The 14,025-nt window shown below is 72.0% G+C and carries 10 protein-coding genes and 2 pseudogenes; 3 read left to right on the top strand and 9 right to left on the bottom strand.

Translation table 11 applies throughout. From position 1 onward, the window contains the following. The first annotated feature begins 61 nt into the window (after window positions 1-61). Window positions 62-1,081, top strand: coding sequence for a LysR substrate-binding domain-containing protein (locus ACFVQG_RS20385; RefSeq protein ID WP_383385570.1), 1,020 nt, complete (start codon window positions 62-64; stop codon window positions 1,079-1,081). On the opposite strand, the gene ACFVQG_RS20380 is transcribed toward ACFVQG_RS20385, so the two are convergent. The 5 genes from ACFVQG_RS20380 to ACFVQG_RS20360 all read right to left on the bottom strand — a co-directional run bounded on the left by ACFVQG_RS20380 (window position 1,026) and on the right by ACFVQG_RS20360 (window position 6,099). Next, entirely contained in the window at window positions 1,026-3,356 is a 2,331-nt protein-coding gene (locus ACFVQG_RS20380; RefSeq protein WP_383384849.1) for an ABC transporter permease, read from the bottom strand. The genes ACFVQG_RS20385 and ACFVQG_RS20380 overlap by 56 nt on opposite strands. Then, window positions 3,353-4,042, bottom strand: a complete 690-nt coding sequence (locus tag ACFVQG_RS20375; RefSeq protein ID WP_383384846.1) for an ABC transporter ATP-binding protein — start codon at window positions 4,040-4,042, stop codon at window positions 3,353-3,355. The genes ACFVQG_RS20380 and ACFVQG_RS20375 overlap by 4 nt, the downstream gene beginning before the upstream one ends. Then, window positions 4,039-4,566, bottom strand: a complete 528-nt coding sequence (locus ACFVQG_RS20370; protein WP_383384841.1) for a PadR family transcriptional regulator — start codon at window positions 4,564-4,566, stop codon at window positions 4,039-4,041. Before ACFVQG_RS20370 ends, ACFVQG_RS20375 begins: the two co-directional genes overlap by 4 nt. Window positions 4,567-4,888: 322 nt before the next feature. Beyond that, window positions 4,889-5,167 carry a hypothetical protein gene (locus tag ACFVQG_RS20365; protein ID WP_383384838.1) on the bottom strand — a complete coding sequence of 93 codons (279 nt, stop codon included), beginning with the start codon at window positions 5,165-5,167 and terminating at the stop codon, window positions 4,889-4,891. After that, window positions 5,164-6,099, bottom strand: a complete 936-nt coding sequence (locus tag ACFVQG_RS20360) for an SPFH domain-containing protein (RefSeq protein ID WP_383384835.1) — start codon at window positions 6,097-6,099, stop codon at window positions 5,164-5,166. Before ACFVQG_RS20360 ends, ACFVQG_RS20365 begins: the two co-directional genes overlap by 4 nt. Before the next feature lie 217 nt (window positions 6,100-6,316). On the opposite strand from ACFVQG_RS20360, the gene ACFVQG_RS20355 reads away from it, so the two are divergent. Then, window positions 6,317-8,620: a transglycosylase domain-containing protein gene (locus ACFVQG_RS20355; protein ID WP_383384832.1), complete on the top strand. Its 2,304-nt coding sequence runs from the start codon at window positions 6,317-6,319 to the stop codon at window positions 8,618-8,620. Window positions 8,621-8,642: 22 nt separating this feature from the next. Here the strand turns inward: ACFVQG_RS20355 and ACFVQG_RS20350 are convergent. Then, window positions 8,643-9,025, bottom strand: a pseudogene (locus ACFVQG_RS20350) (catalase); the annotation flags it as partial. Between the two features lies 1 nt (window position 9,026). Here ACFVQG_RS20350 and ACFVQG_RS20345 point away from each other — a divergent pair. Further along, a pseudogene (locus ACFVQG_RS20345) lies at window positions 9,027-9,149 on the top strand (peptidase); the annotation flags it as partial. Between the two features lie 258 nt (window positions 9,150-9,407). Here the strand turns inward: ACFVQG_RS20345 and ACFVQG_RS20340 are convergent. From ACFVQG_RS20340 to ACFVQG_RS20330, 3 genes are all read right to left on the bottom strand, one after another. Continuing rightward, a complete protein-coding gene (locus ACFVQG_RS20340) occupies window positions 9,408-11,483 on the bottom strand; it encodes a SpoIIE family protein phosphatase (protein ID WP_383384829.1) in 2,076 nt (691 codons plus the stop codon). 286 nt (window positions 11,484-11,769) lie between these two features. Next, entirely contained in the window at window positions 11,770-12,465 is a 696-nt protein-coding gene (locus ACFVQG_RS20335) for a DUF402 domain-containing protein (protein ID WP_383384826.1), read from the bottom strand. Between the two features lie 72 nt (window positions 12,466-12,537). After that, complete coding sequence (locus ACFVQG_RS20330) at window positions 12,538-13,923, bottom strand: class II fumarate hydratase (RefSeq protein WP_383384823.1); 1,386 nt, start codon at window positions 13,921-13,923, stop codon at window positions 12,538-12,540. Window positions 13,924-14,025 lie beyond the last annotated feature (102 nt).

The following is a 14,025-nucleotide window of genomic DNA, read 5'->3' as shown; positions in this document are numbered from 1 at the left end:
GGAATTGATCCGGGAAATAGCTACACTCGGTCAGGTTGATCGGAGGTAGTTATCAGTGACCATCGGTAGTCCCGGCGCGGTGCGCAAGCGGCAGCCCAGCCTCGCCCAGCTCCGCGCCTTCTCCGCCGTCGCCGAGCATCTGCACTTCCGCGACGCCGCCGCCGCGATCGGGATGAGCCAGCCCGCCCTCTCGGGTGCCGTGTCCGCCCTGGAGGAGACCCTCGGGGTGACGCTGGTCGAGCGGACGACCCGCAAGGTGCTGCTCTCCCCGGCCGGTGAGCGCCTCGCGGTGCGGGCGAAGGCGGTGCTGGCGGAGGTCGGGGCGCTGCTGGAGGAGGCGGAGGCGGTCCGCGCGCCGTTCACCGGGGCGCTGCGGCTCGGGGTCATCCCGACGGTGGCGCCGTACCTGCTGCCGACCGTGCTGCGGCTGGTGCGTGAGCGGTATCCGCACCTCGACCTCCAGGTGCACGAGGAGCAGACCGCCAGTCTGCTGGACGGGCTCACCGGGGGTCGGCTGGATCTGCTGCTGCTCGCCGTGCCGCTGGGTATGCCGGGGGTGAGTGAACTGCCGTTGTTCGACGAGGACTTCGTGCTCGTCACGCCGCTCGATCATCGGCTCGGCGGAGGGCGGGGCATCCCGCGCGAGGCGTTGCGGGTGCTGCATCTGCTGCTGCTCGACGAGGGGCACTGCCTGCGGGACCAGGCCCTCGACATCTGCCGGGAGGTCGGGCGGGAGGACGTCGACGTGAGCACGACGGCCGCCGGGCTGTCGACCCTCGTCCAGCTCGTCGCCGGAGGGCTGGGCTGCACGCTGCTGCCCCGTACCGCCCTGACCGTGGAGACCCGGCGCAGTACCCAGCTCCGTACCGCGGACTTCGCCGAACCCGCCCCGACCCGCCGTATCGCCCTCGCCATGCGTACCGGCGCGGCCCGCGCGGGGGAGTACGAGGAGCTGGCGGCCGCACTGCGCGAGGCACTGCGGCCGCTTCCGGTGCGGGTGCTGGAGGACGGCGCACCGCCCCCCGTCACTCGGTCCGCAGACCCTCCGGGCGCATCAGGCGCCACAGCGGCGGCAGGCTGAGCAGCGTCACCGCGAGGACGACGCCCGCGCCGATGCCGGTCATCGTCAGCACGCTCGCCCAGTCCACCGTCACCGGCGTGTCCGCCATCCGCAGCAGGACCGTGCCCAGCGTCAGACCCACCGTCGCGGCCAGGGCCAGGCCCAGGGCGACCGGGACCGCCGTCTGCCACAGGACCGACAGGCTGAGCGTACGGCGCCGGGTGCCGAAGGCGACCAGGGCCGACAGCAGCCTGCGGCGTTCCCGCAACTGCTCCAGCTGGGAGACCAGCAGGCTCGCGCCGATCAGGGTCAGGACACAGGCGGCGCCCACGTACAGGCCGGTGCGCAGGGAGTCGTAGCGCTCGGAGCGCTCGGTGGCCGACCAGCTGTAGGGCTGGGCCAGCGGGGAGAGCGCCGCGGCCGTGTTGCGCACCAGCTCGGGGGCGTCCGGCACCGAGCCGTCGACGGACAGGTACACCTGGCCGCGCAGCGCCGTGGCGGCCCCCTCCGGCAGCGCGGCCGGGGTGACCAGCAGGCCCCCGCGCCGTACGCCGGTCATGTCCTTGCGCGACTTGGCGTCCTTGAGGCCGGTCGGGAGGGTCCAGGGGACCTCCGCGCTCGGGGGAGTGCCCTCGTAGGACGGGTCGATGTAGACGGTGTGGCCCGGCTTCACGTACCGCGGTGTGTCCCCCTCGTAGTCGGCGCCGCGCAGCAGGAACACGTCGCCGTCCCGGCACGACGGCAGCGCCGCCAGCTCCCGCAGCGCCGTGCAGTCGGCGACCGTCATCTGGGTGGTGCCGTCCGGGTTCCGCCGCTGCTCCCCGAAGTAGCCCTCGGAGTACGCGGCCACCTCGCGCACGCCCCGGGTCTGCCGGAACCGCTCCGCCGCGGCGCCGATCGCCACGTCGTCGGGCAGGTTGACCTGCATCTGGGCGCGGGTGAGGTCGTTGCCCGAGGGCTCGGTGTAGTCGTTCTCCACACCGGCGAAGAGCATCTGCAGGGCGATGGCACCGGCCACCGCGACCGCGATGCCGTTGACGGTACGGGCCGCCGTACCGCTGCTCAACTGCAGCCTGCGGACGGCCAGTTGCCAGGAGACCGCGCCCGGGCCGAGCCGGGCGACGACCGTCTCGACGATCCAGGGCAGCAGGGCGGTGACGCCGATCAGCAGCAGCATGACGCCGCCGACGACCAGGTACTGGTTGAAGTCGCCGTTGTCGCGGCCCTTGCCGACCATGGGGTACAGGGCGGCGAGACCGGCCAGCGGCAGCAGCAGCCGCCACCACAGGCGCCGCCGTGCGGGCTTCGCCGTGCGCACCACGCCCAGCGGCTCGATCACCACACCCCGCAGCGCCAGCAGGGTGACCAGGACGGCGGCCAGCGGGACGGTCACCGCGACCAGGGCGGCCAGCGCGGGGGACGGGTTGAGGTAGTCCGGGAAGACACTGACCTCGAACACCTGGACCGAGCCCGCCAGTTCCCGGCCGATCAGGAAGAACACCACGCCGAAGACCAGGCCGAGCGCGGACCCGGCGAGCGCCTCGCCCGCGGCCACCCGGCGGGTCATCCGGCTGTCGGAGCCGACCAGCCGCAGCGCGGCGAGCCGCCGGTCGCGCCGTTCCCCGCCGAACCGCACGGCCGCGGCGATGAACACCCCGACCGGCATCAGCAGCACCGCGAAGAGCACCACGATCAGCAGGATCAGCACCGGGTCCCAGGGCTCGGACGGCTGCTGGTCACGGCCGAAGCGTTCGATACGGGTCACGGTGGCGCCGTCGACGTGCGGGGCGAGGCCCTGTCCGCCCCTGAAGAAGGCCAGTTCGGCGGAGCCGATCAGGCCGGGCTCGGCGATGGTGCCGGTGATCCGGTCCGGCAGCCGCTCGCGCAGCAGCTTCCCCTCGTCCGACTCCAGCAGCCGCTTCAGCGCCGGGGAGACGACCATCTCGCCCTTCGCCGGGAACGCGGACAGCCCCGGCGGCAGTGGCGCCCGCGCTCCCTCCGGCTCCAGCTCCCGGCCCCGGACGTACAGGTCGCGGTAGCTGCCGCCGACGTCGGCTACGAGCAGCGAGTGGTCCGACTTCTCCGGGACCGCCGGACCGTAGGTGATGTCCGCACGGGCCGCCTCCCGTGCGCTGCGGGCGTCCAGCGCGTTGGGGATCGCGGTCGTCAGCAGCAGCAGCGCCACCCCCAGGCCGACGCCCACGCCGGTGAGCACCGCCCGGACCCAGCCGCCGCGTCCGGTGAACGCGAAGGAGACGCCCATCGCCAGATCGCGGGACCACTGCCTGGCCGTCATACGGCGCGCTCCATGTCCCTGGACCTGCCGTCGCGTACGACGATCTCGCGGTCGGAGTAGGCGGCGACCCGGGCCTCGTGGGTGACGAGGACGACGGCGGCGTTGGTGGAGCGGGCCGCGTCCGTCAGCAGTTCCATCACGCGCTCGCCGTTGAGGGAGTCGAGCGCGCCGGTCGGCTCGTCGGCGAACAGCACGCGCGGGTCGGTGACCAGCGCGCGGGCCACCGCGACCCGCTGGCCCTGGCCGCCGGAGACCTCGCCGGGGCGCTTCTTGCGCAGGTCGTCGACCTCCAGGCGTTCCATCCAGGTGAGCGCGGCGCGCTCGGCCTCCTTGCGGGGGCGGCCGTTCAGCCGGAGCGGCAGGGCGACGTTCTCGACGCAGGTCAGCTCCGGCACCAGCTGGCCGAACTGGAAGACGAACCCGAACTCCGAGCGGCGCAGCGCGCTGCGCCGGGTGTCGCTCATGGTGGCCATCTCCTGGCCCGCGTACATGATCGAGCCGGAGTCGGGGGTGACGATCCCCGCGAGGCAGTGCAGCAGGGTCGACTTCCCGGAGCCCGAGGGGCCCATCACGGCGACGACCTCGCCCGGGTGGATCGAGAAGTCGGCGCCGTCCAGCGCCGTGGTGGGGCCGTAGGCCTTGCGCAGTTGCTCGGCGGTGAGCAGGGAACCGGCGGGTGGGGTCACTTGGCCCTCACCGCCTCCGCGAGCTTGTCGAGACGGGCGGCGGTGAGTTCCAGCCAGCGCAGATCGGCCTCCAGGTGGAACAGGGCGTGGTCGCAGATCAGCTGGTCGGCGAGGTCGCCCTTGCGCTTGCGGTCGGTGAGGATCCGCATCATCCGCAGATGCTCCGAGCGCTGGGTGTCGAGGATGTCGGCGGCGTCGCGCCGGGTGAGCAGGGCGAGGACGACCTTGGTGTACAGGGTCGACTGGAGGTACGGCTCGGGCTTCTCCGGCGTGCCGAGCCAGTGTTCGACGTCGGTGATCCCGGCGTCGGTGATGGCGTAGCGCTTGCGTTCCGGGCCGCCGCCGGGCTCGATGCCCTCGACCTCGACGAGGCCGTTCTTCAGCAGACGGGACATCGTCGAGTAGACCTGGCCGTAGTGCAGGGGCCGGTCCTGACCGAACTTCTCGTCGAACGCCCGCTTCAGGTCGTAGCCGTGGCGCGGGCCGGACTCCAGGAGTCCGAGGAGGGTGTGACCGATGGACATGGCGAGCACTGTACACACGGCGTATACCTCGGGTGTATACGCGGGGTGCACAGTGCTCAGCAGGGAGTACGGGACGGGTACGGCGACGCAGGTGGGAGCCGATTGTCACAGTTGCGCTACTGAGCCTCAGGACCGCGCGCCTGACCCTCCGGACCTCACGGCGGATCGCCTCCGGCGCGGAGCGGAACCCGCCTCCGGGCAGCCGTCCGCCCACCGCGCGAGCGCCTTACCGGGTCTTCGGGCCTCGGGCCTCGGGGCGGTCGTCCTCGGCGCGGTATCGCACGTGCCTCGCCGGGCGGCGTCCGCCTGCCGCGCGAGCGCCTTACTGGGTCTCGGGGCCTCGCGTCTGGCCCTCAGGGCCCTCCGGCCCCCGCGGCGGTCGCCCCCGGCGGGGAATCGGCCCCGCCTCGCCAGGCAGTCGTCCCGTCTCCGCGAGGGCCCGGCGGAGCAGGAACTCGATCTGGGCGTTGGCCGACCGCAGTTCGTCGGACGCCCAGCGGGCGAGCGCCTCGTAGACCAGGGGGTCCAGCCGCAGCAGCACCTGCTTGCGCTGCTGCGACCGGCGTCGAGGCTTCTCCGGTTCCTCGTGGGGCGCCGTCACTGGTAGAGCGTCCCGGTGTTCAGCACGGGCTGCGCCGAGCGGTCCCCGCACAGCACCACCATCAGGTTGGACACCATCGCCGCCTTCCGCTCCGAGTCCAGCTCCACGATGTCCTGTTCGGCGATCCGGGCCAGCGCCGCCTCGACCATGCCGACCGCGCCGTCCACGATCTGCCGCCGGGCGGCCACGACCGCGCCCGCCTGCTGCCGCTGGAGCATCGCCGAGGCGATCTCGGGGGCGTAGGCGAGGTGGGTGAAGCGGGACTCGATGATCTTCACCCCGGCCGCCTCCACGCGCGCGTGCAGCTCGACCGCCAGCTTCTCGGTGATTTCCTCGGCGTTGCCGCGCAGCGACAGGCCGTCCTCGTCATGGGCGTCGTAGGGGTACTCGATGGCGATGTGCCGCACGGCCGCCTCGGTCTGGGTGGACACGAACTCGATGTAGTCGTCCACCTCGAAGGTGGCCTGCGCGGTGTCCTCGACCCGCCACACCACGACCGCGGCCAGCTCGATCGGGTTGCCGTAGGCGTCGTTCACCTTCAGTACGGCGGTCTCGTGGTTGCGGACCCTGGTGGAGATCCGGGTGCGGCTGGTGAGCGGGTTCACCCAGCGCAGGCCGTCCTGCCGGATCGTGCCCCGGTAGCGGCCGAACAGCTGCACCACCCGGGCCTCGCCCGGCGCCACCATGTTCAGCCCGCACATGGCCAGGAACGCGGCGATCGAGATCAGGATGCCCGGGGCGATCAGCGCCGCCTTCGCGCCGCCCGAGCTGACCGCGACGGCGGAGACCGCCATCGCGACCCCGCCGAACAGCCCGAGGAGGCCGAGCAGCAGGGCGAGTCCGCCGCCGATGCTCTGCGCCGCGAACTCGCGCACGCGCGGGGCGGGCATCTCCGGGACGTCGGCGGTGGGTGCGGTGTCGTGTGTGGACATGAGGGTCCCCCCGTTCGGTGCTTGCAAAGTGATATCACAATACCCGATCGCAGCAACCTCAACCCGCCCTCAGTCGTCGGTTCCTGTGGGACGGGTGCTCATTGTCACGTCCGTAAAGAACCGGATCGGACGGACTTGGTCATATAAACGGGTGCTAGCTTGCAAGGCTGACACCGACGTATGAGACGGACGAGAACGAAGCGGAGCGAGCGGACTCATGGGACGAGCCGAAGAAAGACGGGCGCGGCAGCGCGGTGGCCGACGTGCGGCACCGTCGCACGGGCGCTCGTCGCGTGCGGCCGGTCCTCGCGGCATACGCAGGCTGTTCACCTGGAAGAAGATCCTCGGCACGTTCCTCGGCCTGTGCCTGCTCGGCATCGGCGGCTTCATCCTGCTGTACCTGCTGATCGACGTGCCCAAGGGCAACGCCCTCGCACAGGAGCAGAGCAACGTCTACCAGTACGCCGACGGCACCCCCCTCGCCCGCACCGGTGAGGTCAACCGCGAGGTCGTCGACCTCGCCCAGGTGCCCAAGGAGGTGCAGCGCACCTTTGTCGCCGCCGAGAACAAGTCCTTCTACGGCGACTCGGGCGTCGATCTGAAGGGCACCGCGCGAGGCGTCCTCAACACCCTTTCCGGCAAGGGCAAGCAGGGCGGTTCGACGATCACCCAGCAGTACGTCAAGAACTACTACCTCACCCAGGAACAGACGGTCACCCGCAAGCTCAAGGAGCTGGTGATCTCCCTGAAGGTGGACCGCCAGATGTCCAAGGACGACATCCTCGCGGGCTACATCAACACCAGCTACTACGGCCGCGGCACCTACGGCATCCAGGCCGCCGCCCAGGCCTACTACCGTGTCGACGCCGAGGACCTCAGCGTCGAGCAGGGCGCGTACCTCGCCGCGCTGCTCCAGGCGCCCAGCCAGTACGACTGGGCGACCGCCTCCGACGGCGGCAAGCGGCTGGTGAAGCAGCGCTGGAACTACGTCCTGGACAACATGGTCGAGGAGGGCTGGCTCGGCGCCGCGGAACGCGCGGACATGGAGTTCCCGGTGCCCGAGGACCCCGCGGGCGCCCCCGGCCTGGAGGGCCAGACCGGCTACCTGGTCAACGCGGCCAACCAGGAACTCGCCCGGCAGCTCGTCGACCAGGGCGCCGCCACCGACACGGAGGAGGCGCTGGCGCGGATCGACCGGGGCGGCTGGACGATCACCGTCAACATCGACAAGAAGAAGCAGTCCCAGCTCGTCAAGGCGGTCAAGGACCAGCTCACCGGCAAGCTCGACCCGGACGAGCGCAAGGTCGACGCCGATGTGCAGGCCGGTGCGGTGTCCGTCGACCCCAAGAGCGGCAAGGTGGTGGCGATGTACGGCGGCGTCGACTACCTCAAGCACTACCGCAACAACGCCACCCGCCTCGACTACCAGGCCGCCTCCACCTTCAAGCCGGTGATCCTCGCCGCCGCCCTGGAGGACGGTGCCGAGACCCAGGACGGCGACCCGATCTCCGCGGACACGATCTACGACGGTGACAGCGAGCGCCCGGCCGTGGACAACGGCCAGAGGGTCGGCTTCGCGCCCCCGAACGAGGACGACGTCGACTACGGCGACGTCACCGCGCAGACCGCGATGAACAAGTCCATCAACTCCGTCTTCGCGCAGATGGGCATCGACGTCGGCATGGACCGCGTGATGGAGGTCGCCGAGGAACTCGGCATGAGCGCCGACCTGGAGGCCGTACCCGCCCAGACCCTGGGTTCCATGGGCGCGAGCCCGATGCAGATGGCCGGGGTCTACGCCACCTTCGACAACCACGGCAAGAAGGTCACCCCGGCGGTCGTGGGCTCCGCCGAGCACAAGGACCTCACCGTGGAGATGCCCGACCCGATCGGCGAGCAGGTGATCAGCCGCGAGGCCGCCGACACCGTCACCTCCGTGCTCACCGGCGTGGTCGACGACGGTACGGCCCGCGTCTCCGTGCGGGACAACCCGGCCCGGGGCGAGCAGCAGGTCGCGGGCAAGACCGGTACGTCCGACGAGAACAAGTCGGCCTGGTTCACCGGCTACACCCCGAACCTGGTCACCTCGGTCGGCGTGTTCGGCGAGGACGACAAGCCCCCGCACAAGCAGGTGCCGCTCTACAAGGCGGGCGGCGTCGACTACCGCGTCAACGGTGGCGGCTTCCCCGCGCTGATCTGGGCGCAGTACACCTTCGGCGCGATGGGCAAGGTCACCGAGTTCGACCTGGACACCGACCAGGGCGCGGCCGTCGAGCCGGACTGGACCCCGACCTCCGAGGCGCCGAGCGAGGAGCCGACGTCGGAGTCCCCGACGACGGAACCGCCCACGACGGAGCCCGCGACCGAGGACCCGACGACCTCGGCACCCCCGACGGACGACCCGACGACCTCGGCACCGCCGACGGACGACCCGACGACGACGGCACCCCCGCCCACGGAGACGGACGAGGAGGAGACGCCGGAGAACCCGGCGGCTCCCGGCAACGGGAACAACGAGTAGCGACCGGACACGGCCCGGGAGGTCAGCCCCCGTTGACCTCCCGGGCGATCCGGTCGCCCGTCTCCTTGTCGATGGCGCGCCAGTACGGGAGGGCACGGTCGACGACCGGGCGGGTCACCCCGTTGAGCAGGTGTCCGCTGACGTTGGAGACCAGCCGGGTGCGCGCGGCCTCGTAGCGCATGGGGCCGTCCTTGGCGTAGGAGCGCACCGGCGAACAGGGCCGGTTCGGTGGGAGCTGGGCGTAGTTCGGGCCGATGCGGTAGCGGTGGGTGCCGGGGTAGGAGAAGAGGCGGCCGAGGAGCATCTTGTCGGGGGACGGCCCGATGCCCGCACCATGTTGGACGGCTCGAACGCGGCCTGCTCGATATGGACGAAGTGGTCCTCGGGGTTCTTGTTCAGGGTCACCACCTTCCAGGACGCCGAGACGGTGGTGGACGGCACCCTGGTGTCGGCCCGCGCCTGGCCGGATCACCCGATGTGGATTCGGGGGTTCCTGACGGTGCCGCGGGCGAGGGCGCCGGTGACATGACGGGGGCGCGGCTGCCTGGTGCTCGGGCGGCGGTGACGGTGAGCGGACGCGGCCACTCGGCGCTCAGGCGGCGACCGTGACCGGACACGGCTGCCTGGTGCTCGGGCGGCGGTGACGGTGAGCGGACGCGGCCCGGCGCTCGGGCGGCGGTGACCGTGACCGTGACCGGACGCGGCTGCCCGGCGCTCAGGCGGCGGTGACCGTGAGCGCACGCGGCCGGTGTTCAGGGGCGCCGGGTGGCCGCGGCATCTGCTCCGCCTATGACCCGTTCAGCTCGAACCACACCACCTTGCCGGTGCTGAGCCGCGTCGCGCCCCACCGCCTCGCCAGCCGGTTCACCAGATACAGCCCGCGTCCGCCCTCGTCGGTGGCGCGAGCCTGCCGCAGCCTCGGCAGCTGGGGCACGTCGTCGCCGACCTCGCAGCGCAGCACGTCGGTGCGCAGCAGCCGGAGCGTGATCGGCCGGGAGGCATAGCGCACGGCGTTGGTCACGACCTCGCTGACCAGCAGCTCGACCGAGTCCGTCAGCTCCTCCAGGCCCCACCGGGCGAGCGCGCGCCGGGCGAGCCGCCGGGCCTTGCCGGGCGCCATCTCCTCCGGGTCGAGGTACCAGTACGCCACGTCGCTCGGCGCGATCCCGTCGAAGCGGGCGGCGAGCAGCGCGATGTCGTCGTCCCGGTCGCCGGGACCGAGCATGTCCAGCACCTCGTCGCACAGGGCTTCCAGCGGCGGCGGATGGTCGGGCCCGGTGAGCTGCGCGGTCGCGGCGAGCTTCTCGCGCAGCTGCTCTATGCCGGTCCACACGTCCCGCAGTCGGGACTCCACCAGGCCGTCCGTGTAGAGCAGCAGGGTGCCTCCGGCGGGCGCGTCCAGCTCCACGGCCTCGAAGTCCACGCCACCGACGCCGATCGGGGCGCCCGCGGGCACCCGCAGCACCTCGGCCCGGCCGCCCAGGTGCAGCAGCACGGGCGGCGGGTGTCCGGCGTTGGCGACGGTGATGCGGTGGTTGACCGGGTCGTACACCGCGTACAGGCAGGTCGCCATCCGGTCGGTGCCCAGGCGCTGGGCCTGTTCGTCGAGGTGGTGCAGCACCTCCTGGGGCGGCAGATCGAGACCGGCCAGGGTCTGCGCGGTGGTGCGCAGCTGCCCCATGATCGCGGCGGAGGTCATCGAGTGCCCCATGACGTCACCGACGACGAGGGCGACGCGGCTGCCGGGCAGCGGGATGGCGTCGTACCAGTCGCCGCCGACCCGCGCGGTCTCGGCGGCCGGGAGGTAGCGGGAGGCGAGCCGCACCCCGGTGGGCTGCGGCAGCGTCTCGGGCAGCATGGTGCGCTGCAGCTCATCGGCGATGTACGCCTCACGCCCGTACAGCACCGCCTTGTCGATGCCGAGGGCGCTGTGCGTGGCGAGCTGGGCGGCCACCAGCAGGTCGTCGGCCTCGAAGGCGAGCCGCTCCGGGCGGCGCAGGAAGACCGCCGCGCCGATCACCCGGCGACGGCCGCGCAGCGGGGCGAGGATGGCGCGCTGTCCGGCCGGGACGATCGCGTCGGCGTCGTGACCGAGGAGTTCGGGCAGCGCGGCGCGGGCCGCGGGCGCGTCGGCGAACACCGGGCGCACCCCGCGCAGCACCTCGGCGAGCGCTCCGCCGGGCCGCACCTCGGACAGCTCGGCCGTCAGCTCGGTCAGCTCGGAGGGCTCCGGCGGCAGCGCGGGCAGGAAGCCGCTCTCGGTGTCCCGCTCCTCCGGGATCCGGTCGGTACGGCGCAGCCGCAGCAGCATCGGGCCGGTGGGCCGCTCGTCGCCGACCGGCAGCGGGTCGCGCAGATAGACGAGGATCGCGTCGGAGAAGGTCGGCACGGTCGCCCGGCACAGCCCCATCACGATCTCGTCGAGGTCGATGCCGCGGGCGATCCGCCGGGTGGCGGCGCCGACGAAGCGCAGCCGGTCGCCGTCGCGCCGCATGGGCGTGGGCCGCCCCGGCGTCAGCGCCGCGTGCCCGGTGCGCCGTTCCTGACCGCTGGGACCGGGACCCGTACCGATCCCGGTGCGGTCCTGGTCGGCGGGCTGGGCCGGGATGTGCTCGGGCGCTGTCGCGGGGCGCGGCCGGTGGGTGCCGGGGTCGGCCGCGGCGGGCTGGGCGTGCTCCGGGCCGGTCGTGGCGGCCGGGTCGGTGGCGGGCGGTTCACTGGCGTGGGACTGGGCGGGTAACCCGGTCGCGGCCGGGGAACCCGCCGGAGAACGCAGCATCGCCCCGCGAGGAATCGCGGGGTCCGCGCCCGACTGGGCGCGTTCAAAGGAGGTCGGCTGCTCCGTCACGCGTGTCGAATCCATCCGTCCGGGGTCGTGCGCACCGTGCGCCGCACGCGCAGTTCGTCCCGCAGAAGTCCCGATACCCGGAATACGTGCCCCAGGAACGGAATTCCCGCGTGGTCAGAGGCTGTTGCTGTGCCACCGGCGAACCTGCGGTCCGCGCGGGTCTTGCCGTCGTACCCCTCACTCACGTCCTGCCGCCCCTCGGTGACAACTGGTCAGACCCGACACGTGCCCCCTGAGTTGCTGCCACGCGCCCTTGCGGAGGACGATCCTACGTTTCTTGCCCGGGGGCGTATCAAGGGTCTCACGAGGACACATGCGCGGGCGTACGATCCCAGTCCTCCGGCAAAGGCGGAACCACCCAGGACGGATCGGGCCGCCAGTGCTCCCAGCCGTCCGAGAACGGCGCGCCCCAGGCGCTGATGACGTCGACCGCGGCCCGCCCGGCCGCACGCACCCGTTCGGCCTGCGCCGGACCCATCAGCCCGTCCCGCTGGGCCTGCGCGAACTCGTCCTCGTCGCGCCAGTGCCAACTGCCGTCCGGGTGCACGGAGATGTCGAGAAAGTGGTCCTCGGAGTCCACACCCCCGCCCCACCGGGTGAGCGGCTCCTCCAGGTTCACGTACCAGTTCTTGAACCGCCACCCCGGCTCCCAGAACAGCCACACCGACCACGGCTCACCCGGCCGCGCCAGCTTCAGCACCCCGGTGCCGAACCAGCGGTCGCGCTGCACGGTGCGCGGCTTGGTGTACCGGCTGCCGAGCGGCTCGAGGTGCACCGGAGTGCCGTCGACGAGGACGGGCTTCACACACTCCGTCCCCGGCGCCATCCACACGGCGAGCAGTTCGGGGTCGTCGCGTACGACGGTGACGGGGCGCGCGATGTGGAAGCGGGCACCGGCGTTCTCGCGGTACCGCCACAGGATCCGCGTCCCGGACGCCCAGTACGCCACCGGGACCTCGCCCGCCGCCACTCGCCTCACGTCTCCACCGTCTGCCATGAACGGATTTTAGGTGTCACCGATGTACGACGCTGCGGTACGCGTCACGGTTCACGCGCGGGTGACCGGGCGTTACGGCCGCGTCATGCGCAGCACGTCCAGCGCCTCGTCGAGCTGCTCGACGGTGAGGTCACCGCGCTCGACGTACCCGCCCTCCAGCACCACCTGCCGGATGGTCTTCCGCTCGGCCAGCGACTTCTTGGCGACCTTGGCGGCCTCCTCGTACCCGATGTACTTGTTGAGCGGGGTGACGACGGACGGCGAGGACTCGGCGTACTCGCGGGCGCGTTCACGGTCGGCGACGATCCCGTCGACGGTCCGGTCGGCGAGCAGCCGCGAGACGTTGGCGAGCAGCCGGATCGACTCCAGCACGTTCTTCGCGATGACCGGAAGCATGACGTTCAGCTCGAAGTTGCCGGAGGCGCCCGCGGTGGTGACGGTGACGTCGTTGCCGATGACCTGGGCGGCGACCATGAGGACGGCCTCGGGGACGACCGGGTTGACCTTGCCGGGCATGATGGAGGACCCCGGCTGGAGATCGGGCAGCGAGATCTCGGCGAGCCCGGTACGCGGCCCCGAGGACATCCACCGCAGATCGTTCGCGATCTTCGTCAACCCGACAGCGATGGTCCGCAACTGCCCGCTGACCTCGACGATCCCGTCCCGCGCGCCCTGCGCCTCGAAGTGGTCCCGCGCCTCGGTGAGCGGCAGCCCCGTGTCCCTCGCGACCTCCTCGATGACGGCGGCGGAGAAGCCGGGCGGGGTGTTGATGCCGGTCCCGACGGCGGTACCGCCCAACGGCAGCTCGGCCAGCCGCGGCAGCGAGGCCTCCAGCCGCTCGACGCCGTACCGCACCTGGGCGGCGTACCCGCCGAACTCCTGCCCGAGCGTGACGGGCGTCGCGTCCATCAGATGGGTCCGCCCCGACTTCACCACATCGGCGAACTCCTCGGCCTTGCGGGAGAGGGAGGCGGCGAGGTGGTCGAGCGCGGGGACCAGATCGCGGGTGACGGCGGCGGTGGCGGCGATGTGGAGGGAGGAGGGGAAGACGTCGTTGGACGACTGCGAGGCGTTGACGTGGTCGTTGGGGTGGACAGGCCGTCCGAGGCGCTCGCTGGCGAGGGTGGCGACCACCTCGTTGGTGTTCATGTTGGACGAGGTCCCGGACCCGGTCTGGAACACGTCGACGGGGAAGTGCTCGTCCCACCGCCCCGCGGCGACTTCCCGGGCGGCCTCCTGAATGGCCTCGGCGACGTCCTCGTCGAGCACTCCCAGCCGCGCGTTGACCTTCGCGGCGGCCCCCTTGATCCGCGCGAGCGCCTCGATGTGCGCCCGCTCGATCCGCTGCCCGGACACGGGGAAGTTCTCGACGGCCCGTTGCGTCTGCGCCCGCCACTTGGCATCGGCGGGGACACGGACTTCGCCCATCGAGTCGTGCTCGATTCGGTATTCGCTCATACCGGCTACAGCGAACGGGAGGGCAGGGATGTTCCGGGGTTCGGCCCATGGGGTGACCGCGTTGTACGCCATCGGTCCCCCCACCCGGCCTGTCCGGCGTTT

This window comes from Streptomyces sp. NPDC057877, from assembly GCF_042796855.1.
Classification (GTDB): Bacteria; Actinomycetota; Actinomycetes; order Streptomycetales; family Streptomycetaceae; genus Streptomyces.
The sequence above is the reverse complement of the archived record's forward strand: the minus strand, read 5'-3'. Positions and strand labels throughout refer to the sequence as shown.

Coding starts and splice junctions, on each gene's coding strand:
- ACFVQG_RS20335 (WP_383384826.1), bottom strand. CDS start 12,465: ATGGCAGACGGTGGAGACGTGAGGCGAGTGGCGGCGGGCGAGGTCCCG.
- ACFVQG_RS20330 (WP_383384823.1), bottom strand. CDS start 13,923: ATGAGCGAATACCGAATCGAGCACGACTCGATGGGCGAAGTCCGTGTC.
- ACFVQG_RS20380 (WP_383384849.1), bottom strand. CDS start 3,356: ATGACGGCCAGGCAGTGGTCCCGCGATCTGGCGATGGGCGTCTCCTTC.
- ACFVQG_RS20340 (WP_383384829.1), bottom strand. CDS start 11,483: ATGGATTCGACACGCGTGACGGAGCAGCCGACCTCCTTTGAACGCGCC.
- ACFVQG_RS20355 (WP_383384832.1), top strand. CDS start 6,317: ATGGGACGAGCCGAAGAAAGACGGGCGCGGCAGCGCGGTGGCCGACGT.
- ACFVQG_RS20370 (WP_383384841.1), bottom strand. CDS start 4,566: ATGTCCATCGGTCACACCCTCCTCGGACTCCTGGAGTCCGGCCCGCGC.
- ACFVQG_RS20360 (WP_383384835.1), bottom strand. CDS start 6,099: ATGTCCACACACGACACCGCACCCACCGCCGACGTCCCGGAGATGCCC.